This is a genomic window from Paenibacillus sp. FSL H7-0714 (assembly GCF_038003765.1).
Classification (GTDB): Bacteria; Bacillota; Bacilli; order Paenibacillales; family Paenibacillaceae; genus Paenibacillus_AQ.
This window is the reverse complement of the sequence record NZ_JBBOPT010000001.1, coordinates 5,076,974-5,100,517: the sequence shown is the minus strand read 5'-3', so window position 1 is coordinate 5,100,517 and position 23,544 is coordinate 5,076,974. Positions and strand designations below refer to the sequence as shown.

Annotated in this window: 19 protein-coding genes; 18 read left to right on the top strand and 1 reads right to left on the bottom strand. The window is 42.9% G+C overall.

Annotation, left to right across the window (positions count from 1 at the left end):
• Positions 1–151: 151 nt before the first annotated feature.
• The 12 genes from spoIIAA to NST34_RS22780 all read left to right on the top strand — a co-directional run bounded on the left by spoIIAA (position 152) and on the right by NST34_RS22780 (position 14,323).
• The gene (gene spoIIAA, locus NST34_RS22835) at positions 152–505 is read left to right on the top strand and encodes an anti-sigma F factor antagonist (RefSeq protein ID WP_042129729.1); all 354 of its coding nucleotides are present in this window, start codon (positions 152–154) and stop codon (positions 503–505) included.
• A complete protein-coding gene (spoIIAB, locus tag NST34_RS22830; RefSeq protein ID WP_042129726.1) occupies positions 502–957 on the top strand; it encodes an anti-sigma F factor in 456 nt (151 codons plus the stop codon). The genes spoIIAA and spoIIAB overlap by 4 nt, the downstream gene beginning before the upstream one ends.
• An 11-nt stretch (positions 958–968) precedes the next feature.
• Positions 969–1,724, top strand: coding sequence for an RNA polymerase sporulation sigma factor SigF (gene sigF, locus NST34_RS22825; protein ID WP_042129724.1), 756 nt, complete (start codon positions 969–971; stop codon positions 1,722–1,724).
• Between the two features lie 98 nt (positions 1,725–1,822).
• Positions 1,823–4,756 carry a PAS domain S-box protein gene (locus tag NST34_RS22820; RefSeq protein ID WP_341128820.1) on the top strand — a complete coding sequence of 978 codons (2,934 nt, stop codon included), beginning with the start codon at positions 1,823–1,825 and terminating at the stop codon, positions 4,754–4,756.
• A 40-nt stretch (positions 4,757–4,796) separates the two neighbouring features.
• The gene (locus tag NST34_RS22815; protein WP_076284516.1) at positions 4,797–5,459 is read left to right on the top strand and encodes a response regulator transcription factor; all 663 of its coding nucleotides are present in this window, start codon (positions 4,797–4,799) and stop codon (positions 5,457–5,459) included.
• 204 nt (positions 5,460–5,663) lie between these two features.
• Positions 5,664–7,262, top strand: coding sequence for a HAMP domain-containing methyl-accepting chemotaxis protein (locus NST34_RS22810; RefSeq protein WP_042190353.1), 1,599 nt, complete (start codon positions 5,664–5,666; stop codon positions 7,260–7,262).
• Between the two features lie 41 nt (positions 7,263–7,303).
• A complete protein-coding gene (cheB, locus tag NST34_RS22805; RefSeq protein ID WP_341128819.1) occupies positions 7,304–8,389 on the top strand; it encodes a chemotaxis-specific protein-glutamate methyltransferase CheB in 1,086 nt (361 codons plus the stop codon).
• A 193-nt stretch (positions 8,390–8,582) separates the two neighbouring features.
• Positions 8,583–9,587 carry a helix-turn-helix transcriptional regulator gene (locus tag NST34_RS22800; RefSeq protein WP_341060035.1) on the top strand — a complete coding sequence of 335 codons (1,005 nt, stop codon included), beginning with the start codon at positions 8,583–8,585 and terminating at the stop codon, positions 9,585–9,587.
• 191 nt (positions 9,588–9,778) lie between these two features.
• Positions 9,779–11,185, top strand: a complete 1,407-nt coding sequence (locus NST34_RS22795; protein ID WP_341128818.1) for an MFS transporter — start codon at positions 9,779–9,781, stop codon at positions 11,183–11,185.
• 136 nt (positions 11,186–11,321) lie between these two features.
• Entirely contained in the window at positions 11,322–12,089 is a 768-nt protein-coding gene (locus tag NST34_RS22790; protein WP_341128817.1) for an ABC transporter ATP-binding protein, read from the top strand.
• A 4-nt stretch (positions 12,090–12,093) separates the two neighbouring features.
• Positions 12,094–14,082: an ABC transporter permease gene (locus NST34_RS22785; protein ID WP_341128816.1), complete on the top strand. Its 1,989-nt coding sequence runs from the start codon at positions 12,094–12,096 to the stop codon at positions 14,080–14,082.
• Between the two features lie 19 nt (positions 14,083–14,101).
• Positions 14,102–14,323, top strand: coding sequence for a hypothetical protein (locus tag NST34_RS22780; RefSeq protein WP_339266252.1), 222 nt, complete (start codon positions 14,102–14,104; stop codon positions 14,321–14,323).
• Between the two features lie 91 nt (positions 14,324–14,414).
• Here the strand turns inward: NST34_RS22780 and NST34_RS22775 are convergent, their stop codons facing one another.
• Positions 14,415–15,422 carry an ABC transporter substrate-binding protein gene (locus tag NST34_RS22775; protein ID WP_339266250.1) on the bottom strand — a complete coding sequence of 336 codons (1,008 nt, stop codon included), beginning with the start codon at positions 15,420–15,422 and terminating at the stop codon, positions 14,415–14,417.
• A 213-nt stretch (positions 15,423–15,635) separates the two neighbouring features.
• On the opposite strand from NST34_RS22775, the gene NST34_RS22770 reads away from it, so the two are divergent.
• The 6 genes from NST34_RS22770 to NST34_RS22745 all read left to right on the top strand — a co-directional run bounded on the left by NST34_RS22770 (position 15,636) and on the right by NST34_RS22745 (position 23,498).
• Positions 15,636–16,694, top strand: a complete 1,059-nt coding sequence (locus NST34_RS22770) for a FecCD family ABC transporter permease (protein WP_042190334.1) — start codon at positions 15,636–15,638, stop codon at positions 16,692–16,694.
• 2 nt (positions 16,695–16,696) lie between these two features.
• Positions 16,697–17,731 (top strand): FecCD family ABC transporter permease, encoded by a 1,035-nt coding sequence (locus tag NST34_RS22765; protein ID WP_042194295.1) that lies wholly within the window; start codon positions 16,697–16,699, stop codon positions 17,729–17,731.
• A 43-nt stretch (positions 17,732–17,774) separates the two neighbouring features.
• Positions 17,775–19,490 (top strand): ABC transporter ATP-binding protein, encoded by a 1,716-nt coding sequence (locus tag NST34_RS22760; RefSeq protein ID WP_341128815.1) that lies wholly within the window; start codon positions 17,775–17,777, stop codon positions 19,488–19,490.
• Positions 19,491–19,532: 42 nt separating this feature from the next.
• Complete coding sequence (locus NST34_RS22755; protein WP_042190330.1) at positions 19,533–20,573, top strand: NAD(P)/FAD-dependent oxidoreductase; 1,041 nt, start codon at positions 19,533–19,535, stop codon at positions 20,571–20,573.
• 141 nt (positions 20,574–20,714) lie between these two features.
• Positions 20,715–22,340: an AraC family transcriptional regulator gene (locus NST34_RS22750; protein WP_341128814.1), complete on the top strand. Its 1,626-nt coding sequence runs from the start codon at positions 20,715–20,717 to the stop codon at positions 22,338–22,340.
• Between the two features lie 132 nt (positions 22,341–22,472).
• The gene (locus NST34_RS22745; RefSeq protein WP_256716300.1) at positions 22,473–23,498 is read left to right on the top strand and encodes an iron-hydroxamate ABC transporter substrate-binding protein; all 1,026 of its coding nucleotides are present in this window, start codon (positions 22,473–22,475) and stop codon (positions 23,496–23,498) included.
• Positions 23,499–23,544 lie beyond the last annotated feature (46 nt).

The window sequence follows — 23,544 nt, the reverse complement described above, 5'->3', positions numbered from 1 at the left end:
CCATGTACTCTGTAGATTCATAGGGGTTTTCTTCTAGTTTTGTCGTGAGGCAGGATTCCTGATTTGCCGCGTAGAAAACCTTGTCCTTGAAGGGAATAGGTACTTTCTTTCAAGGTCAGTTTTCAAAGCAACGAAGAGGAGAGTGGCAAGCATGAATTCTCATGTGGAGATGGAGCATCACAGGGGTGTGTTGATTGTCCGTTTATCAGGGGAGTTGGATCATCACGCAGCCGATTTTGTAAGAATGGATATGGATGAAGCGATTATGCGTGGTCAGGTATCGCATTTGGTTCTTAGTCTTAAGCATCTGCAGTTTATGGACAGTTCAGGCCTAGGCGTGATTCTGGGAAGGTATAAACTGATCCACAGTAAAGGTGGAAAAATGGTTGTGTGTGATGCAACGGCACCTGTGAAGCGGCTGCTGGAAATGTCAGGCCTGTTCAAAATCATGCCCCTATATGACGACGAGAGTACTGCACTCTCGGATTTGGAGGTTGCGTTATGACAAATAGTAAGGCTGGTAACTTCATGAACGTGCAGTTCGCTGCACGCTCGGAGAACGAATCGTTCGCACGTGTAGTCGTAGCGGCGTTCGTTTCCCGGCTTGATCCTACGATGGACGAGCTGAATGATCTGAAGACAGTCGTGTCGGAAGCGGTCACCAACTGTATTATTCATGGGTATGATAGTGATCCGGAAGGTATTGTGACCATTTCGGCATCGCTGGACAACGAAACGGTACATCTAACCATTGAGGATCAAGGACGGGGCATTGAGGATTTGGAGCTGGCGCAACAGCCGCTGTATACCTCTAAGCCAGAGCTGGAGCGGTCGGGCATGGGCTTTACTATTATGGAGAATTTCATGGATGAATTTGAAGTCACTAGTGAACCGGGACACGGTACTTCTATCTCAATGAAGAAAACCATCGTCTCGAAAAAAGCTTTATACAATTAGGGGTTGGAGCCATGGATGCAGAGTCAAAAAAAGCTCCGCCGACCTATTTGGACGATGCGGAGGTCAAACGTCTTATCGCGCTCAGTCAGGCCGGAGATAGTCTTGCCCGCGACACGCTTGTAAGCTGTAATATCCGACTGGTCTGGTCGGTAGTACAGCGGTTTATGAACCGCGGGTATGAGCCTGACGATTTGTTCCAGATCGGTTGCATTGGACTCCTGAAGTCCGTTGATAAATTTGACCTCAGCTATGAGGTCAAGTTCTCCACTTATGCGGTGCCGATGATTATCGGTGAGATTCAGCGTTTCCTTCGTGACGATGGCACCTTGAAGGTCAGTCGTTCCCTTAAGGAAATGGCTAATAAAGTTCGTAAGATGAAGGACGAAATGTCTAAAACGCTTGATCGTCTGCCTACGATTGGTGAAGTTGCGGAAGCGCTAGGGGTTACACCCGAAGAAGTGGTATTCGCTCAAGAAGCCAATAAACCACCGACCTCTATCCATGAGACAGTGTTTGAGAATGATGGAGATCCGATCACGCTGATTGATCAAATCGCTGACGAATCACAGGAGCGTTGGTTCGATAAGCTGGCATTAAATGAAGCTATCGGAGGCCTCAGTGAACGTGAACGTCTGATTGTCTATCTTCGCTACTATCGTGATCAAACGCAGTCGGAGGTCGCCAGTCGCCTAGGGATCTCTCAAGTACAGGTATCCCGGCTGGAGAAGAAAATATTGCAGAATATCCGTGAGCAGATTGCTCAGTAGGATAAAGTTATTCATGTAATGACGCTTGTAAAATAGCGAATTAGAACAAAAAGCCGCCCCGAAAAAGGGGGGGCTTTTTATGTGGAGGTGATCTCAATATGCATTCACTCGGCGACGAGAATGTGATCACATGGTCTATGGATATGGAAGAAAATCTACTGACGATGTCGAGAATTTTAGAGGAATGGGTTGGTTGCACAAGTAAGACTAAACCGCACAGCCCTAGTTTTTTACGGGAACTTGTGAATGTAGTGGATCGTGATCGATATGATGCTTACATGGAAAGATTAAATGCTGGTCATATCAGTAGTCTTGAGTATCGGATGCAATTACCTACTGCAGGACTGAAGTGGGTTCAAAATATCGGCACGCCTATCCTAAATAAGGAGAACAAGGTCTGCCGAATAGATGGGGTTATGCTGGACATTACTGAACAAAAAACGGCACAAATTCAATTAGAAAGCACATTTTCTTTGTATCAACAGATGTTCTCTAATCTAGATGTGGCGGTTTGGTCTTACGATTACGTATCTAAGAAAGTGTTATTTATATCGGATGCCATTCTCAATATCACCGGCTATTCCGTTGAGCAGGCGAAAGAGGATGACTTTTGGCTTCGTATTGCACATAAGGAAGAAAATCCCTTGTTTCATGAGATCATATCATCGGTTGGTCAAGGGATTCCACAACTTAGTGAATATCGAATCATCCACGCAAGTGGTGAGCCTCGATGGCTACAGGTCAGAATCATACCTAGTCTAGATGAATCCCAAGCGGTGGTTCGGCTAGACGGGATCTTGGCAGATATCACTGAAAGAAAGTTAATGAAGGAGGCATTACTCAAAAGTGAACAGCGCTATAAATCCTTATTTGACTATAACTCAGACGTCGTATGTGAGGTGAACCTGCAAGGTAATATTTTGGCAATCAATTCTGCAGCAGAGCAAATTACTGGAGAAGCTTTAAGTATGATCGGAGAGAACTTGTCCATCATGAATCTATTTGGAGTAGAAAATATACCGAGGATGTCGGATTTATTTGAAAGAACAGTACGGGGATCTGCTCAGCACTATGTTGTTGCCTCTTCGCGTAAGGATGGATCAGTGAGCCACTGGACTATGAAAAATATCCCTATTTATGTGAATAGTCGTATTGTGGGTGCTTTTGTGGTCGCTAAAGATATAACATCAACAGTAGAAGTAGAACAAAAGCTGGCACAGCGAGAAGCAGAGTACAGACTAATTATTAATAACATGAAGGATATGATGGGGGTTCTGGATCAGAAAGGAAATTTCATTGTAGCCTCCCCCTCCTGTGAGACCCTAATCGGTATTCCTGTAGGTCTAATCAAGGACACTACCATCTTAGAGTATATCGATCCAGATGAGCAAGAAAGCTTGCGTGAACAAATAACAAATATTTTTCGGACAAAAGCAAGTAAGATGTTTTACAATCGTTTTATTCACACAAAAGGTTATATCTTAAATTTAGAATGTCTTGCTACTCCCGTTCTAGGTGAGGATGGAGAAGTAATGAGTATCGTAATTGTAGCAAGAGACATAACCAAGAGAGTACAAATGGAACAAGAATTAAGGGAAAGCGAGGAATTCAATCAGCAGCTGATCAAGATGTCGCCTGAAGCGGTCGTTCTGCATTGCGATTATAAGTTTGTTTATGTAAATTTCTCTTGTCTTGGATTATTTGGAGTTAGCGATGAGAGTCAATTGATCGGTAAAAATATTTTCAATTGGGCACATCCTGAGTATCTGCCGCTGGCGAAAGAACGCATGCGTGAGATCTATAAAGAACCCTATAAGATCTTAGTTCCTATTGAACAAAAGGTCGTACGTTCAGATGGGACGATTATCGATGTAGAGGTAACAGCTAGCTCCATTTTGTACAAAGGAAAAGTCGCATGTATCTCTATATTTAGGGATATAAGTGATCGGAAAAAAGCAGATGTGGATAGACAACATACAGAGCAGATTATTCGAGAGAGTGAGGAACGGTATTTTCGCCTGCAAACGAGTCTCGATCAGTTCTCTCAAGATCTTTTTGGTGTGATGAAGATTAGTCATATGGAGCAGCGGTTACTTAGAGAAGTCAGAGAAACTCTGCAGATATCAAATATAAAATTTATCGCAGTTGAATCTAACCATGATAAATTATGTGAAATTATCGAGACTGAGCAAGGGTATTCACTCAAGATCGGGGAGTCCCGAGGAAAAAGCTACTTGCTATCGATTAACGAGAAGACGCTTTTACTAGAAATCGGCTCTATTCGAGTGTGGCTTGAGACGATTACCCGTTATGTCAGTGTTCTCTTTGATCATTTTTTGCTTATCGAAGATTTAACGAAGGATCTTGAGCTAGCAGCTTCCAAGCAAGTGGCTCCTACATGGCTTCTCCGATTTATGTTTAATTTATCCGAGAATGAGCGAAAAAGACTTGCTCAGGACTTACACGACTCAGCGCTTCAAGAACAGATTATCTGGTATCGTAAGCTGGATTTTCTTTTAGGTGAAAGGTCCATTAATGGGGAACTTAGAGAACAACTAGAACAGATCTCAGAAGGTTTACTTGATGTTATTTATCAACTGCGGATTATTTGTAACGAGCTCCGACCTCCTGCATTAATCAATGAAGGTCTTATCTCCTCGCTGGAGACGTTGTTTGAATTTACGCAGCTACGTACCAACTATCAGATTTATTTCGAGTCTGAAGGATTCACGCATAAGTTAGATGATGAAGTGCTTATAGGTCTGTACCGTATTGTGCAAGAGCTTTTAGCTAATGCAGCAAAGCACTCTTTTGCGACAGAAGTCCACATCACCTTAGCTAGTGAAGACAATCATATTCATTTGGATTATAAAGATAACGGAATCGGAATGAATTTATTTGGTGAGGATTCACTTACAAGTATGGGGATTTATGGGATGAAGGAAAGGGTTCGAAGTATGGATGGGTCAATAGTATTCCTATCGCCAGATAAAAAGGGATTAGCGGTCAATATATCTATACCTGCAGATTAATCATGCGGCATAACAATTGGATAGAGGGGTAGTCATAGGCATGATTCAAATATTGTTAGTGGATGATCATCCATCTGTTATGGAAGGGACTAAAATGATATTAGAGCAAGAGGGAGACATGAAGGTTACTCTAGCTAATTCAGCGGATGAAGTGCTTGAAATGGTGAGTAGTCATTCCTTTGACGTAATGTTATTTGATCTTCATATCGCGGATGTGAATGGGATTGATTTGGCGAAGCAAGTATTAACAATGAACGCGGATGCGATTATCTTAATCTACACCGGATATGAATTTACTAACAAATTTAACCTGATGATAGAATCGGGGATCTTTGGGTTTATCTCAAAAACAACCAATAGAGAGCAGTTGATTACAGCGGTACGATGTGCATTAAGAGGGGAAGTCATTCTACCGCGGACCTTAGTCAAGCAGTTAAGAAAAGTACCGCCTAAAGGATTAGAAATCAATGATGAACAAGCAACCTCCATGATTAGCAAAAGGGAACATGAAATGCTGACGGAAATCGCAAAAGGAAAAAGTAATAAGGAAATAGCGGAGATTGTGCTTATGAGTCAGCGGTCACTAGAATATAGTTTAACGAATTTGTTCCAAAAGCTAAATGTGAAATCTAGAATTGAAGCGGCTATAAAAGCTAAACGGCTCGGAATATTGAAGGAATCAGATTTTACTAATTCATTGTGAAAATACGTAACAACCCTATAGATTGAAATCCCGATCACTAGATAGTGAGGCGGGATTTTTTGTTTTGCGCGTCATTGCGGAGGTACGCAATAATTTTGCGTGATCACGCTATTTATTTTCGGTTACCATATTCTTCTTACCGTTTATGATGAAATAGTTCCTAAGAATTACTAAAAATTGACTAACGTAATGAGGTGCAGAAGGATGAAATGGTTTTATAATTTGAGAACAGCAGTGAAGCTAATCTCAGCATTTGTGTTGGTATCAGTCATTTTATGCTTTGTAGGATTCTATGGAATAAGTAATTTGAGTAAGATGGATGAGTCCATCGAGGATATGTATAAAAATCGCTTAACACCGATTGCCTATCTCGGTGAAGCGAATGAACTTTTTTTAACGAATAGAATAAACATCCGGGATATAAATACGATGGCCCAAACCGAGGTGAAGAAAAAAGAATATCGGGATAAATTACATAAGAATGTCCAAAGCATTGAAGACATCATGAGTAAATATAGTAAGACAAGATTGAGAGAAGAAGAATTAGAGAAAATGAAGGATTATCCTGAGATCTGGCAACGCTATACCACCAGCGTGGATCATGCAATTGAATTGGATAAGAAAATCATTAGTAATGAAGAATATACCAATTATTTGCTAACAGGAGATTTACAGCTGGCCACTACGGAGATGACGGATTTCTTGCAAGGTTTAATTGATATCAATATGAAGCAGGCACAGGAATCCAGTGATAACGCCAATGAATTATATCAATCCTCTCGGTTGATTACCTTTAGTGTTACTATCATTGCACTTTTAATCAGCGTGGGTTTTGGCTATCTAATCTCGCAAATTATAGCACGGCCTCTTAATCAAGTGATGCGCCTGCTAGGTAAAGTAGCCAACGGAGACTTAAGCGAAACTTCGAATCTAAATTCTAAGGATGAGATCGGAAAACTTGCGAATTCTGTGAATGAAATGGTTCTGAACTTAAGGCATACTGTGGGGGGGATTTTGTCCTCTGCGGAAAGTGTCTCGGCGGCAGCACAGCAAATATCAGCAAGTACTGAGGAAGTAGCTAGCGGCAGTATGAGTCAAGCCACTGCAGCGCAAACGATGAATGAGTTGTTCCGAGAATTGTCTGAAGCGATTAATTCAGTAGCTCAGAGTGCAGAGCAAGCCTCAGAGCTGTCAGATCATACGATGCGTATTGCTCAGGATGGAGGTGCGGTGGTTACTGACTCCATTCAAGGGATGACGTTACTTAACAACCAAATGTCTAGACTAGAAGAAGGCTCAGATAAAATTGGCGAGATCATTGCGGTCATTGATGATATTGCAAAACAGACCAATCTGCTGGCTCTTAACGCAGCTATTGAAGCGGCTCGTGCAGGTGAACAGGGCCGAGGTTTTGCTGTTGTAGCGAATGAAGTAAGAAAGCTAGCAGAGCGGAGCAGTGAGGCTACTAAGCAAGTCACGGACATAATTAAAGAAATGCAAAAAAATACACACCAAAGTGTGAATGCGGTAGTCGAAGGCGTAGCTTTTTCACAAAAAAATGGGGAAGCCTTTGATCATATTCTCTCTATGGTGAACGATACCGCTCATAAAGTAACAGAAATCGCTGCTGCCAGTGAGGAACAGGCCGCGCAGTCATCAGAGGTGTTGTACTCGATTGAGAGCATATCGGCAGCAACGGAAGAAATGGCGGCAAGCAGTAGTGAAACGGCAACAACGGCTAATGCATTAGCACAGCTTGCGGAGGAACTAAATGCACTCGTATCTATTTTTAAAGTTAAATAAACCGTGTCATGGGGATCATCATTGATAGGAGAGGAGAAGTAGTGCAAAAGTTAAAGGTGCTCGTTGTAGCTACTTCAGTAATGATGCGTAAACAGATCTCGAACCTTATTGCGGAGGATTCAATTATCGAGGTCATTGGAGCAGCTCGAAATGCATCCGAAGCGGTTAGCATGGTTCAAGAACTCAGGCCTGATGTCGTGACGATTGATATAGAAGTGCCAGAATTGAATAGTTTAGTAGCACTCTCTAGTATTATGTCGCAACGTCCAACCCCTATCCTTATCCTAAGCTCGGGGTCAAAGGATGGAATAACAGCAACCATCACAGGTCTACAGAACGGAGCAGTGGACTTTATATCCAAGCCCACTCAAATCCATGGACCTGATTTATCCCAAATAAAAGACGAGCTAATATTCAAAATTAAACAAGCTGCTCAAATTCCTTTAAGAACCCTTATCCTTAACAATATTACTGTTTCGAAAGTGATGACAGGACTACAGGCAGAAGACAATTCTAAGAACGGATGTACGGATGAATTCGATCAAATCGTAGCCATAGGATGTGGAGTTGGTGGTCCGAAGGCGCTTGAAATCGTAATTAGCTCGCTTCCAGCGAACTTCCCATATCCTTTGTTAATCGTTCAGCATATGCCACCCAAGTATACGAAAGTATTAGCAGAACGATTGAATCGATTCTCAAGTGTACGGGTGGTTGAGGCGAAAGATGATCAATTGGTACATGGCGGAACGGCATATATCGCACCTGGTAATTGTCATATGACCGTAGTTCAGCAAGGGCAAGTATGTAGAATCAAACTTCACAAGAAAGCTTCAGTGAACGGATACCGTCCATCCATTGATGTATTGTTCGAATCGATTTCTGGACTGAAAATCTTGAAGCGGCATTTGATTCTAATGACCGGAAGGGGAAACGATGGCGCGAGAGGCATGCTGAATGCCAAACAAGCTGGCGCCCAATCTACCCTTGTAGAGTCGCAAGAGACTTCGATTGTAAATGAAATGCCTGAAGCGGCGGTTGAGCTCAAGTGCGTGGATTATGAAGTTCCTTCATTTTTGTTAGCCTCGAAGATTATGGAGGTTACGGGGATGTTGGACGAACAAATTTGATGAATAATCATTACCATAGGCGTTGGTAGGAGGAAAATCCACCAACGCTTTTTTTATGTAAACCTAGGGTTTCATCCCAAGTGGGGATAAAATTCCTATAGATCTATTCTATGTTGACACTTCCAAATGATAACGATTATCATTTGAGTTGTGAATGGCTTTATTTGTATTGGCGAAGAAGGAGAGGCTTTCGATGGCTTTAAAAATATTGAATTTGGAGATTCATGATCTTTTTGAACAATTTACAGAGCGGATAGAAGGGCATGTTGAGCACAACCAGTGGGAACAACGTCTTACCATACCCTCGCATATCGGTCAGGGAAGCATTACACGTACGCGGATTCGTCCAGGCATGGAGATCATGTATACGGATATAACTTACGAACAAGATATGAAGCTCTATATTCAGGAAGCTTGTCCGTTATTCGAACTAAGCTATAACGTGAGTGGAGAAATCTATTGCGAATGGAACGGCAAGGAAAGTCACACGGAGAAACAAACAGGCAATGTTCTTTTTTTAGAGGATGTTCAGGTGTATGAAGAGAAAAAAGCTGGTGTCTCCAATCAATTGTTAGAAATACGGCTAGCTCCTAGCGAACTGCTGTATTATGCCGGAGATCTAGCGGAGAAACAACAGATGGAGACCTGGCTTAAACATCATCGTGGAAATATTGACCGTTATCCTGACACTGCGGCGATTCGAAAATGTGTCTTTGAAATGATCCATTGTACTTATCATGGAACATTGAGACGATTATATATGGAGAGCAAAGCGCTTGAATTTATCGCTTTATTTGGGGAGTCCGATGGTTACGGCTCTATGAGCGGGAGTATGACGTTCCGGCATGATGATATTATAAATCTAAAGCGGGTACATGAGTTGGTGCAAATCCATTTCGAACAACCGCTGTCCATACGTGAGTTAGCCAAGCGGGTAGGCATCAATGAATTCAAGTTAAAAAAGGGTTTCCGTGAGTTATTTGGCATGACGATCTTCGAGCTTGTTCGTATAAAGCGGATGGAGAAGGCACTTTGGTACATGGAGGTAGAAGGTTTGAATATAGGAAAAACAGCCGTTTCGGTCGGATATAGTAATGTCAGCAATTTCACGACAACCTTCCGTAAGCACTACGGCTGCAATCCAAGCGAGTACTTAAAACGTATCGAACAACAGACTTTGGAGCGAAATAGGATCTAGAAGGATTTGTACTTACAGATGGCTTCATGCAGTAGGACATAGGGTTCGGAATCGAACACTATATTCTGCCTGTTTGAGGTTTTTTTGTGTTTGCTCCCTTATCAAGGAGTAAACCTCCCTTAACAGGTAGAGAAAAAGACTATTATAATTGATAATCATTATCATAGATTTCATGAAGAGGTGGTCATACAATGCAAGAAGTTGATTCGCGACGTTGGTATGCGCTATGGGTTATTCTACTTCCAACATTACTCATTTCATTGAATACTTATATGATTCAAGTCGCCCTTCCATTAATGCAACATCGCTTGAATGCGAGCTTCTCTGAAGCACAGCTTATCGTCACCGGATTTTCGCTAGGATTAGCTGTGGCGTTGATCATTAGTGGTAAGCTTGGGGATATATACGGCAGAAAACGAATGCTGATTATCGGAGTGAGTGGATTTACGATTATGGCAGTGTTGGGTGGTTTGACCTCAGATCCGACACTTCTGATTGTTATTCGCATCGTACAAGGTATGGCAGCTGCGCTTATCCAGCCTCAGGTTTTGTCTACACTTCAGGTCAGCTTTCTGCCAAAGGAAAAAGGGCTTGTTTTCGGTATCTATGGTGCAATGATTGGCATTGGATTCGCTTTCGGATTCATTCTCGGAGGCACTATTGTGAATTGGAATCCGTTCGATCTTGGTTGGCGAACGGTATTTTTTTTCAATGTGCCCTTCGGACTTCTCGTCCTGCTGTTAATGCCGATTGTTCCTGAAACAAGAGCCGAGCAGACGCACAATATTGATTGGACGGGAAGCTTCCTACTGCTGATCGGTTTGTTTCTGCTGATCTATCCGTTATCTGAGGGACAAAAACAAGGATGGCCCTTGTGGATCTCAGGCTGTCTAATTATAGCTTTATTCGTGTTGTTTACTTTTATCTGGGTTGAAAATCGGAAAGGAAAGCAGGGGAATTGTCCATTAGTCGATCTGTCTATTTTCAGACATAGAACATTTAGTATAGGTCTGGCGACCGTGCTTGTCCTTTATCTAGGCATGTTCTCCTTCTTTTTTGTTTTAAGCTACTATATGCAATTTGGCTTACACTATAATGTTCAAGATACAAGTTTGGTTTTTTTGGCTATAGGTATAGGTTTTTTTCTGACTTCCCTGATATCATCTCGAATGGTCAGAAGATGGAGGATGAGTGTACTTAAAATAGGTGCACTGATAATGGGATGCTCTAGTTTATTACTTATATGGGAGCTAAATGTGGATGCGACGCATCTGCTGGGCGCACGAAATATTTTAATATTATTGATATATGGCTTCGGTCTCGGCATGGCTACTACACCATTAGTCAACGTCACGCTCAGTTCAGTACCAGCAAGAATTACGGGCACAGGGTCAGGTCTGATCACTACATTTATGTATTTAGCAAACTCGTTAGGGGTGGCTCTAATCGGTATTTTGTTCTCCACTTCGTTGAAACATTCTCTTTTGGAAGCAGATTTATCGGATTATGTAAGGGCGTTTTCCTTCTCACTGGCAGCTATCGGAGGACTTGCTTTTACTGGTTTTGTTTGTCTTTGTTTCTTACGAGAGCGGAAATGATAGAGGAGGAATCAAGTTTTCTTGTTCTGTGAGCAATCTAACAACCGTTCTCTTCACTTAGTTTTATAGTATTTACAGGAATAACATAATTCCATTTAATGTTAATCCGCCAAGCTATGAAGGGGACGGTGCGAGCATGCCTATTCTAGAGGTAGAGAATCTCTCAAAAGAATATAAAGGCAAGGGCAAAATGAATGTGTTTCGGGCGCTAAACGGCATAAGCCTGAATGTGGATAGCGGAGAGCTTGTTGCGATTATGGGGCCTTCGGGGAGTGGTAAAACGACGCTGCTAAACATCCTTAGCGGGATCGACATGGAATATAGTGGGGTAGTCCGGATTGCAGAGACTAGTATAAGCGAGATGTCTAAGAACGAGCTTGCACTGTTTCGCCGGCAGCGAATGGGGTTCGTTTTTCAAGATTACAATCTGCTGGATAGCCTGACCCTACGGGAAAATATAATGGTGCCCATGGTTCTGGATGACCAAGAGGGAGACGACATCAATACCAAGACAGATGAGACGTTATTGCTCTTTGATCTGGGCGAGGTGAAGGATAAATATCCGTATATGGTTTCAGGAGGACAGCAACAACTAGCGGCGATTAGCAGAGCGATTATTAATGATCCGGAGGTGATCTTTGCGGATGAGCCAACGGGGAATTTGGATTCCAAATCCTCAAGTATAGTGATGAAGACCTTCGCCAAACTGAATGCTCTGAAAGGAGCAACGATTGTGATGGTCACGCATGATCCTTTTGCGGCCAGCTATTGTAATCGCGTGCTCTTTATCAAGGATGGGAAGGCTCTATTAGAGATTACTAGGGACAATAAAGAGCGGAGAGCATTTTTTGATAGGATTCTGGAGAGTCTGGCCTTCATTGGAGGGGGAGAAGATGACCTTTAGGAGAATGGCTATTCAGATTTTTAAGGCGAACCTTAGAAGGTATTTGTTATTTTTCCTATGCAGCAGCTTTACGATTATGGTCTTTTTCGCCTTTTACTCCCTGTACACGAACCCTGATTTTAATGACCCCTATCAAGTAAATGGAATGGTGTCTGGTAATTTATATGCTCCTTTTTTGGTTATGAGAGTGTTTGCTGTTCTATTTATTGTATATGCGCAAATGGCCTTTTTGAAATTTAGAAAAAGCGACTTTGGGCTGTTAATGGTTCTTGGAATGACGAGCCACAATATCCGTAAAATTATTTTGTTAGAAAATAGCTTGATTGCATTAGCTTCGATTCTCACGGGTTTAGGTGCAGGGACGGTCTTCTCCGGTCTTTTCTTCATCATCATCTCGTTGTTTGTTAATATAGGGGGCAGTTCTTTTTCACTTACGCTGGAAAGTTATCTGTATACCATTAAATTCTTCGGGATTATTTACATAGCTGTGATTGGAATCCAATTAATATTAACGCTGAGATACAACATTGTACGCCTTCTAAAAGAATCCAGAGCCGCAGAACGTAGCCTTCTTCATGGTAAAATCACAGGGATTATCGGAGTCGTATTACTGGGGATCTCCGTTTATGATATGATTACAAATTACAGTCCAGATGATGCCCGTATGATGTTGATCAATCTGGGAGTAAGTATGGTGGGTGTCTATTTGCTGCTGTCAGGTCTTGGTGACTGGATGAAACTTTTTATATCGCGATCAAGCAGAGCCTATCACAAGCACCTGCTGTTTAGTTCCAATTTGATCTATACCCTTGGTCGCTCCAAAATAGTGCTTTCTCTTATCACCTTCCTCGTCTTCATCACGATTTCTCTAAGCGGTATTATTTTTTATTTGACCTGGAATGCTGAGGATATTCCTGTTGCAAACAATCCATATGATATTGCCTATGCAGAAGTATTCGGGAAAAATAGTATCTCACCAAAAATACTAAGCGAGATCACGGATCATGGCGCCACGCCGCTGCTTTCACACCAAAAGCTGGAGTATATCGACTTGTTTAATTTCAAAATATTTCTGGACCAGAATATAAATGCATTAATAGGCAGTGATTATCATGTGGAGAAAGATCACTTTTTTAATCTTGCCTTAGTTGCTCGAGGAGAAGAATGGAAGAATCAAAGACCAGAGATGCCCAGCTTCGAAATGAAGCTTTCTTCCGGGAATCATACGTTGTATTCACAAGGACTTATATTTAAAATGCTATTTAACCCTGTGCCGAATCTTATGAATGGTCTTCATGTCATTGTTAACGAAGAGGATTATATGGCGCTGAAAGCGGAAAATAAAAAAGCGATCGGTAACCTTCAGCTCTTGAATTTTAAGGATTGGAAAAAAACTGCGGATATAGATGCTAAGTTAAATGCCGCTTTAGCCAAATATAACAAAGACAATACAGAGTCCTGGTATGGCAATGAGCGGCAAGAGGCGCTCGTATTCTCTACGAAGTCTAGAATAAGTGACTATCTACAGTTACAGGAGTCTGGCCGATTCGGAATCTTCGTAATTTCATTTGTTGGTTTAATATTTTTCGGCGCCTCCGGGATAGTACTGCATTTCAGTATTCAGACCGATTTAGAGCGTGAGAGGATCAAATTCAGGAAGCTGAACAAGATTGGAATTACTTCTAAGGACGTGGATCGCATTATAGGCGGCCCTTTAAAAGTGCTGTTTTTTCTCCCGTATGCATTAGGTATTGCATTGTCTTCTTTTTATGTTGTTAGTTCTTCCAGGGTTGAAATGTCTACAGCTCTGGAGCCGATGTGGTTTTGTTTGTTGGTAGGCGGAGCGTATCTTTTATTTCAAGTCCTCTTTTATCGTATATACACCAAAATATACACTCGCAATATGCTGGCTCATATCGGACTGCTTGATGTTCCCACAACGAATAATACAAGATGTAAATTTAATTCCAATTATGATAATATTAACAAATAAAATCGTGGGGGGATTCCATTTGAAAAAGATTTTTTCCAGAATTGCAGTCGCATTAATGATCTTGATCCTTGTTGCGATAGTCACTTGCTTTTATATTGGTGAATTCACCTATGCGTATGGATTAATTTTGGTGCTGTTTTTCGTATTTGCGGGGATGGGGCAGCTCTATAAGCTTAAAAATGATGAGTATATGTACAAAAAATTAAATAACACTGATGAGTATAATGAATATACTAGATGATATAAATTTAATAGAAACTTCTTATGTATAACCAAAACACCCCACTTTAGGCGATGCCTAATAAGTGGGGTGTTTCTTTATGTGTCTATTCTTATTTCTTACCGTTGCGCTCAAGAATCATATCAACGAACAGATCGATTTGTGCAGTAATGGCAATAGGATCATAGCGATAAAAAGTATCAAAATCGTTGTAGAACAGATGGTCGTTCTTCGCAGCAGCAAGTCCGTTCCAAACGGGTGATTCCTTCAGCTCTTTCAGCTTATCACCTTTTTTATCAGGATCATAAGTAGTTAGGAACATGTAATCCGCTGCATATTCTGGTAACAGCTCCATGGATAGCTGCAGTGTTTGGTTGTCATTGCTGTTCTTAGTAGGCATTTTCAGCTTAAGTGCATTATAGAGGGCTTGTCCACCACGGCCCGCATTGTTACCGAAGGTCCATAGCTCACCTTTGTCAGTCAGCTCATAAATTCCGAATGTATCATTTTCATTCACGACACCTTTAAGCTTTTCGCGGCCTTCAGCAGCCTTTTTCTCAAAGTCAGCAATGAATTGCTCAGCTTTATCAGGTGCTCCTACAATATCTCCAAACAGTTTTACGGTTTCATAGATGTTCGTAGCAGTTCCGTATGGAATATGAATGGTTGGAGCGATTTTGGATAAAGCATCATAGTTGTCATCGTACATAACTACAATTAGATCAGGTGCAAGTTCTAGTGCTTTCTCAGCATTGACTGGAGCACCAACATCTTGTGTGTTTTTGAGCAGGTCTTTCAAGAAGGGGTTATCAAAAGTACTAGGTTCAACGCCTATGACGTTAGCTCCAACGGAGAGTAATTCCCCACCATAATAATCTGTAACGATCCGCTGAGGTTTAACTGGGATTTGAACAGTACCTTTAGTAGTTTCATAGCTGCGCATTTCGGCAGCGGAAGCATCAGGAACAGCTGTTGCCTCTGCACTCGGGGCTGTTGTTGCTTCAGTTGTCGCTGTTGGTGTATTAGATGAAGCCTTGTTGTTTCCCCCGCAAGCCGTCACAAATACAGACAATAACATTACGAGTGCCAGGATGGGGAAAAGGGTCTTTCTTTTTAGCATGGTAAACCTCCCTAAGTATATGTACCAAATGATAATAATGAGAATCATTATCATCATTATTATCAATTTGAACTGTATCAAAGCTTAGAATTTCTGTCAATGCAATAAATTAAATGGTACCAATTAAATCTATCTATTGCCAAACCTAGGAAATGTAATTTACAATAGTCTAATGATAATGAGAATCAATTTCACAGAAATAGGGTGGCATTCATGAATCAACAGATAACTACCAGGATAGGAGCCGATAAAGGAGTAGTTAAACGAGAATTTCGTTCACGTCCTTGGGCGGCAACATTAATCTTGGTCGGCGGTCTGGCGCTATTATTATTAGGAATCGCTGTTTCCGTCTCCTTCGGTGCAGCAGATATTAAGCTGTCTGTGGTATGGTCAGCTGTGTTTCACTTTGATCCGGAGATCATGGATCATCAGATTATTAGAGAATTAAGATTACCTCGTGTACTTGGCGGAGCAATGATAGGGGCTAGCTTTGCAGTTGCAGGTGCCATTATGCAAGGGATGACGCGAAATCCATTGGCTGATTCAGGTCTGATGGGTATCAACTCAGGCGCAGGATTTGCGCTTGCACTATGTTTTGCTTTTTTTCCAAATTTATCGTTTATGTATTTGATTCTATATTCTTTCGTGGGTGCCGGCGTAGGCGCGGGTGTTGTATACGGAATAGGATCACTTGCTAAGGGAGGATTAACTCCTGCTCGTTTGGTGCTGGCCGGTGCTGCTTTTAGTGCACTTTTGTCTGCGCTGAGTGAAGGGGTAGCTTTATATTTTCACATCGGTCAAGATTTAGCCTTCTGGTACGCGGGAGGTGTGGCTGGAACGAAATGGATCCAACTCAAAATCATGTTCCCTTGGATAGGGGCCGCTTTAATTGGTGCAATGGTAATCTCTCGATCGATCACGATGCTCAGTTTAGGTGACGATGTTGCGAAAGGTCTAGGTCAGCGTACAGGGCTTGTGAAGTTGGCAGGTGCATTAATCGTATTGATTTTGGCTGGATCATCGGTTGCAGTAGTTGGTGCAGTTGGTTTCATTGGACTAATTATTCCCCATTTGACACGATTTTTTGTGGGTGTCGATTACAGATGGATTATTCCTTGTTCAGCGATCCTCGGCAGTCTACTTGCTGTATTTGCAGATTTAACTGCGCGGATGATTAATCCACCTAATGAAACGCCACTTGGCGCTATTATTGCACTGATTGGTGTACCTTTCTTCCTTTATCTTGCACGTAAAGAAAGGAGGGAGCTGTAATGATGGAAAAGACGACATTCGGTTCCTTCGAAGCCGCCAAAAACAAACGGGGCTTAATTATCATGATTTCGTTGGCTGTACTAATTGTGATTGCTTTTATTATTAGTATGAATACAGGTTACATACGTTTGACTCCTATGGAGTTGATTAATACATTGTTCGGTAAAGGAACCGACAAGCAGGAGTTAATCTTGTTTCAGTTTCGGCTGCCACGTATTGTGATTTCCGTTCTAATTGGGGCAGGTCTGGCTGTATCCGGTGCTGTGATGCAGGGCGTCTTTCGTAATGCGTTGGCGGACCCTGGTATCTTAGGGATTAATGCTGGTGCAGGAATTATGGTTATGCTGTTGATCTCTTTTTACCCTACGGCAACCGCGGCTCCAGTGTATCTGCTGCCAATGGTAGCGTTCGTCGGTGCGGGGCTTACAGCTGCCTTAATCTATGCTCTAGCTTATAAACGGCACCAAGGAATATCGCCTATGCGTCTACTGTTGACTGGTGTAGCTGTCGCAGCTGGGATGAGTGCAGCTATGATCGTGCTTACGCTAAGGCTTGATCCAGAAAAATACCAATTCGTCGCTACTTGGCTAGCAGGCAGCATTTGGGGAACAAGCTGGAAGTTTGTACTTTCACTCCTACCGTGGATTCTTATTCTGGTGCCTTATGTCATCTATAAGGCAAGGGTGATGAACGTACTGAATCTAGGGGAGCAGACCGCTGTGGGACTTGGTGCCGCAGTAACGAAGGAACAATTTCGGCTTCTTGCGGCTGCGGTAGGATTAGCAGCGGCGAGTGTCGCTGTTAGCGGTGGAATTGGTTTTGTGGGATTGGTCGGACCCCATTTGGCGAGACGGTTAGTTGGGCCGAAGCATCAACTCATGCTTCCGACTTCGGCACTGCTTGGGTCACTACTCGTTATTACAGCGGATACCATTGGACGCTGGATCCTCCAGCCGTCTGAGATTCCTACGGGTATCGTTGTAGCTGTAATTGGAGCACCATACTTTTTGTATTTGTTAGCCCGTACGAAATCTTGATGAAAGTAGGCTGATCTCTCACCAGAAGGAGCGAATTATTAACATGTTGCGTCGTTTTTTTGCTTACTATAGGCCCTATAAGGGATTGTTTATTCTTGATTTTTCTTGTGCTATTGCTGCTGCACTACTTGAACTGGTCTTTCCGTTAGCCGTTAACCGGGTAGTAGATGATCTGCTGCCAAGCGGCAATTGGAGATGGATACTCTATTCATGCCTCGGCTTGCTGGGGATATATATTGTCAGTGCCTTTATGCATTTTGTCGTCACTTACTGGGGGCATAAGCTGGGGATTAATATCGAATCGGATATGAGAAAAAAGCTTTTTGACCGAGTTCAGAAGTTATCTTTCAATTTCTTTGACAACAACAAGACCGGCCATCTAGTATCCCGGATGACAAATGATTTGATGGACATCGGTGAGATTGCCCACCACGGTCCAGAGGATCTCTTTATAGCAGTAATGACGCTGCTCGGTGTGTTCGGCATTATGCTCAGTATCAATTGGCAATTAGCTATTCTGACGTTTGTGATCGTTCCGCTTATGATTTATTTATCCATGTACTTCAGCCGGAAAATGTCTAAAGCCTTCCACATTATGTTCGCGGACATTGCTGACTATAACGCACGTGTGGAGAACAATGTAAGCGGGATCCGCGTTGTGCAAGCTTTTGCTAATGAGAATCATGAAATTTCCCGTTTTGCGGTCAATAACGAACGCTTCCGTATAACAAAGCTGATGACCTATCGAATTATGGCTTGGAATTCATCCTTTAGCTTTGTTCTCATGAAACTGGTCTCGTTATTTGTTCTCGTATGCGGAACATATTTTGTAATCCAGAAGCAAATGACCTACGGTGAATTTATTGCTTTTGTGATGTTGTCCAATGTATTTTTAGGACCATTACAACAGATTAACTCGGTCATTGAGACCTATCCCAAAGGCATTGCAGGTTTTAAACGTTATCTCGAACTGCTGGAGACGGAGCCGGATGTTGATGATGCGATTGATGCTAAGACAGTTCATGATCTTAAGGGGAATATAACCTTCCATGATGTGGCTTTCGCCTACAGCGATAAAGAGAACGTACTCCAAAATGTGAATCTGTCGATTCAAGCAGGAGAGACCGTTGCTCTGGTCGGTCCATCTGGTGCGGGTAAGACAACGCTTTGTAGTCTACTACCTCGCTTCTATGATGTAAGTGAGGGTAACATTAGCATTGATGGAATTGATATTCGTTCCATGAAGCTTGAATCTCTTCGTTCACACATCGGGATTGTACAGCAAGATGTATTTCTGTTTGACGGAACCATCCGTGAGAATATCGCTTACGGGCGGTTGGGTGCCTCCGATGAAGAAATCTGGGAGGCAGCACGGCGCGCCCAACTGGAAGAGCTGATCAAATCCCAGCCTGCTGGGCTGGATACTATGATCGGGGAGCGGGGCGTTAAGCTCTCTGGAGGTCAGAAGCAGCGGCTATCCATTGCCCGGATGTTCCTGAAGAATCCAACGATTCTCATTCTAGACGAAGCCACTTCGGCGTTGGATACCGAGACGGAGTCCGCAATTCAGGAAGCACTTGCGGAGTTGTCACAAGGTCGTACGACGCTTGTTATTGCTCATCGATTGGCAACGATCAAGAATGCCGACCGTATTGTTGTTGTTGCGGAAGGTGGTATCGCTGAACAAGGCAGACATGAAGAACTGTTACAGACTACCGGAATTTACAGTCGACTACATGAGGCACAATTTGGAACGTAAGAAGCTAAGGGCATCAATAGAATATACTTTTGGAGGGACATAATGAACAATCAACTGGAATTATACGATGTAACGATTATTGGCGGCGGACCTGCTGGGATGTATACAGCTTTTTATAGTGGAATGAGAGACCTCAAGACGAAGTTGATTGAAGCGAAGGATGAGCTCGGAGGAAGAATGCTTATTTATCCTGAAAAAATGATCTGGGACGTAGGCGGAGTAACGCCGACTCTCTGTCATCAGCTGATCGGGCAGCTCAAGGAGCAGGCGCAGACCTTTGAACCCACAATTGTGCTAGGACAGCAAATTATGAATCAAGAGAGACAAGAAGACGGGACATATATCTTAACCTCGTCTACCGGGGAACAACACTGGACACGAACCGTTATTCTGGCAATTGGTTACGGAATCCTACAAATGGCTAAGCTCGAAATCGAAGGTGCGGATCGCTATGAGGTGACGAATCTTCATTATACCGTTCAGGAGCTAGAGCCATTCCGAGGCAAAAGAGTGCTGATCTCCGGCGGAGGAGACTCTGCAGTAGATTGGGCAAATGAACTGGAGTCCATTGCAGCAAGTGTAACGATTGTGCACCGTCGTGAACAGTTTGGAGGTCATGAGAAAAATATTGTGCGGATGAAGGAATCTTCGGTCAATGTCCGCGTGCCCTATGCAGTAAGCCAATTACACAGCAGTAATGGGGAAACGATAGATCAGGTGACGATCAACCACATAGAGACAGGTGAATCAGAGCAATTTGAAGTGGATGCAGTGATCGTAAACCATGGTCTTAAGAGCGATTTTGGTCCGTTAAAAGAGTGGGGCCTTGATATGGGCGAATGGTGTGCGAATGTATCTGATAAGCTGGAGACCAATCTCCCAGGCATATTTGCAGCTGGTGACTTTGTGGATTACACAAGTAAGGTACGTTTAATTGCCGGTGCTTTCACGGATGCAGTTCTGGCGCTTAATAGTGCCAAGCTGTTCATAGATCCAACTGCGGCTAAAGTTGCTTATGTGTCTTCTCACAATGAGCGGTTTAAAGAGAAGAATAAGGCGCTTGGTGTCGTTGACGACCATTAATAGCGGTAAATTCTTAAGGAATAGGTTTGATTTTAATGTTGTGCGTATAGGGCTTCTTATCCATTTCGAGCGGAGAGAAGCCTTATGCGCCTTCTTTATATTTCAAGGTTTAATAGCCTGATGATCTGGAAGGGAGCAGGAATGAAGCTATCTAATAATAACCTGGTACACAGAATTTATATGTTAAAAGAGGCTGGGAAACGCCAGTGCGGCGGTGGTCACATCAGTAATCTCCAGATGGCCCAGTCCCCACTCTTCCTGACACCAAAAGAAGCTACCGTTCTAATAACCATTGAAGGAGAGATAGTAGCTCTTAAAATAGGTGAAATTCTTTTTTTAAGTGCAGGTACGATTTATCATATTAATGCTCCATTAGAGACCGTTATCTCTGTTCTAGCAATCTCCTATGAGGTATATGGGCTAAGCACTAGCACTGAGCAAGAATTGGTTTATGGACTTTGCCGTGAATTTTTTCCGGTCAATGGGATTTTACCAGTACGTACGACGAATAAAATAACCCGCTTATTCAGCGAATTGGAAGATGTTGCTGCCAATAATTTAGAAGCACAGGCAGATAGAATTCAATCCTTGCTGTATCAGCTGCATCAACTGGTCGTAGAGGCTGACGCTGAAGCAGACATTACGGATAGTTCATATTTCAGAATGCTCTCTTATATTCACCAGAACATCCAAAAGGAGATTACGCGAGAGATGATGTCTAGAATGATGGGATTTAATCCTCGCTATTTCTCAGTATGGTTCCGCAAGCAGACGGGGTGGAGCTTCACCGAATATGTAGCTCATTTAAGAGTGAATAAAGCGAAAAAATATTTGATGTCCAGCCAAGCAACAATCCAGCAAATTTCTCAAAAAGTAGGCTATTCAGATGGACTATATCTGAGCCGGAAATTCAAGCAAGTCACCGGGATGACTCCAACAGATTTCCGTTTGCGTCCCAAACCGAAGCGGATAGTAGCGTTGCAATTTTTCGGGGATTTACTTGCGCTGGGAGTGAAGCCTGTCGCGGTTGAAAAAGATGTGATGAACTACTCATTGCTTTTACAGCCGGAACTGGCGGATGTACGATCGTTTGAGTTGCAGGGATGTTCGGCGGAAGCGGACTTGTCTGGACTGGAAGCTGATATAGTCATTGCACCGACCTATCTGAGCCCCCGTCAGCTTAAATGGATGGAAAAGTTGGGTCCACTAGTTACGGTGGAATGTGATGAAATGGACCGCTTAGAACAGATTCGTTTATTCGGCAGACTGCTGGGAGAAGAGGAGAGGGCAGAAGCATGGATAAGACACTATCATTTGAAAATAGATTTGGCCAAGCAGCGCTTGTCCTCACTAATTGAATCTGGTGAAACGGTAGCGGTGTATGAGATTAGGCAAGATAACAGTATTTATATCTGGAATCATACAGCCCGAGGTGTGTACAATCTGTATCCAATGCTAGGGTTAGCTCCGCCGGACAAGGTAAGGTCAGATGTTCTGGAGCGGAATGATCATCTATGCATCTCACTGTCGGAATTGCCAATATACGCGGCTGACCATATGTTTGTGGTTGTATCAGGACGAGAGGACTGGATGTCGAGAACACGTAAACGCATTAGCAAGAGTGTGGTTTGGCGCAATCTTCCAGCATTCAGGAATGAACGCATATATTACCTCAAGCTTGAGGAATTTTGGGGCAGCGAAGGGCTTGCACTCGAACGTCAGTTGGAGATACAGACAGATTTGTTAATCGGCTATAAGTTAAGCTGACAATCGTCCATAGCCAAATTGATGTATTAGCGTGTATATATGTTTTCCCACGGAGACGTTATATTAAACATGGATCTAAATGATATTGATTATCAATATCACAATAATATAAAGTCTCAAGGGGGATTTACATTGTACAGAGTAATATCGTTAGGAAAAACAAGTATGATAGCCGTTGTACTTACGCTGGTGCTAATGTTGAGCGCATGCGGACAAGCTGCTAATCAGGGGAATGCTCCAGCTAGCACGTCTGCTGAAGTGGCTAAAAGCACTAATGATTCTGTAGTTGCCAGCACGGAGCCGGCTGCTGATGCAGAGTACTGGACATACGAAAGCGACAAAGGTCCGGTGCAGATCCCACGCAATCCACAAAGAATTGTAATTCCGGTACAAGACTTTATCGGTGATCTTCTGACGCTGGGGGTGACGCCCATTGCCGTAGCTGGGAATGACATCTTGAATCATCCATATTTCAAAGAGGCGCTTACAGGTGTAGAAGTAGTGGGTGATGACATGACGGTGTCCCTGGAGAAAATAACGAGCCTGGAACCGGATTTGATTATCACTTATCAGGAAGATACCTATGAGCAAATCTCCAAGATTGCTCCGACTGTCTTTATTCCTTGGGGCAAATACGACTATAAGGAACGATTGATCGAGATCGGGAAAATCTTGAACAAGGAGCAGCAGGCTGTAAAATGGGTGGCGGATTTCAATCAGAAGCTGGAAGCGAAGAAAGCGGAATTGGCCGATCTGATCGCAGCTGACAAAAAGGTGGCAATCTTTGAAATTGCCGGTAAAGAGCTGTATCTATACGGTTCGTCATATGGGCGTGGTGGAGAGATTATATACAACGGATTGGGGCTGCATGCACCTGATCTTGTCGAAGAGGTAGCCTTTAAGGAAGGCTGGGCTTCCCTTTCTCTCGAAACGCTGCCCGAGTATCTAGGAGAAGCTGATTATATATTCCAAGGCTTCAGCCGTGGTGTGGAGCAGGACAAGCTGGACATTCTGGACAGTGTCTTCTGGCAAAGTCTACCTGCTGTTAAGGCGGGTCATGTGTTCACTTACGATCTCAAAACTTATTATCTCTCTGATGCTTATGCGCTGGACAAGCAGCTGGATGAGATAGTCACGTTGTTGAAGTCCCTACAATAAGTTAAATTTGAAGCGTGAGATAAAAACACTCACAGATAAAACGCAT

Excerpts from the sequence above, each read along its gene's own strand:
- spoIIAA (WP_042129729.1), top strand. The coding sequence starts at position 152 with ATGAATTCTCATGTGGAGATGGAGCATCACAGGGGTGTGTTGATTGTC.
- spoIIAB (WP_042129726.1), top strand. The coding sequence starts at position 502 with ATGACAAATAGTAAGGCTGGTAACTTCATGAACGTGCAGTTCGCTGCA.
- sigF (WP_042129724.1), top strand. The coding sequence starts at position 969 with ATGGATGCAGAGTCAAAAAAAGCTCCGCCGACCTATTTGGACGATGCG.
- NST34_RS22820 (WP_341128820.1), top strand. The coding sequence starts at position 1,823 with ATGCATTCACTCGGCGACGAGAATGTGATCACATGGTCTATGGATATG.
- NST34_RS22815 (WP_076284516.1), top strand. The coding sequence starts at position 4,797 with ATGATTCAAATATTGTTAGTGGATGATCATCCATCTGTTATGGAAGGG.
- NST34_RS22810 (WP_042190353.1), top strand. The coding sequence starts at position 5,664 with ATGAAATGGTTTTATAATTTGAGAACAGCAGTGAAGCTAATCTCAGCA.
- NST34_RS22800 (WP_341060035.1), top strand. The coding sequence starts at position 8,583 with ATGGCTTTAAAAATATTGAATTTGGAGATTCATGATCTTTTTGAACAA.
- NST34_RS22795 (WP_341128818.1), top strand. The coding sequence starts at position 9,779 with ATGCAAGAAGTTGATTCGCGACGTTGGTATGCGCTATGGGTTATTCTA.
- NST34_RS22790 (WP_341128817.1), top strand. The coding sequence starts at position 11,322 with ATGCCTATTCTAGAGGTAGAGAATCTCTCAAAAGAATATAAAGGCAAG.
- NST34_RS22785 (WP_341128816.1), top strand. The coding sequence starts at position 12,094 with ATGGCTATTCAGATTTTTAAGGCGAACCTTAGAAGGTATTTGTTATTT.
- NST34_RS22775 (WP_339266250.1), bottom strand. The coding sequence starts at position 15,422 with ATGCTAAAAAGAAAGACCCTTTTCCCCATCCTGGCACTCGTAATGTTA.
- NST34_RS22770 (WP_042190334.1), top strand. The coding sequence starts at position 15,636 with ATGAATCAACAGATAACTACCAGGATAGGAGCCGATAAAGGAGTAGTT.
- NST34_RS22765 (WP_042194295.1), top strand. The coding sequence starts at position 16,697 with ATGGAAAAGACGACATTCGGTTCCTTCGAAGCCGCCAAAAACAAACGG.
- NST34_RS22760 (WP_341128815.1), top strand. The coding sequence starts at position 17,775 with ATGTTGCGTCGTTTTTTTGCTTACTATAGGCCCTATAAGGGATTGTTT.
- NST34_RS22755 (WP_042190330.1), top strand. The coding sequence starts at position 19,533 with ATGAACAATCAACTGGAATTATACGATGTAACGATTATTGGCGGCGGA.
- NST34_RS22750 (WP_341128814.1), top strand. The coding sequence starts at position 20,715 with ATGAAGCTATCTAATAATAACCTGGTACACAGAATTTATATGTTAAAA.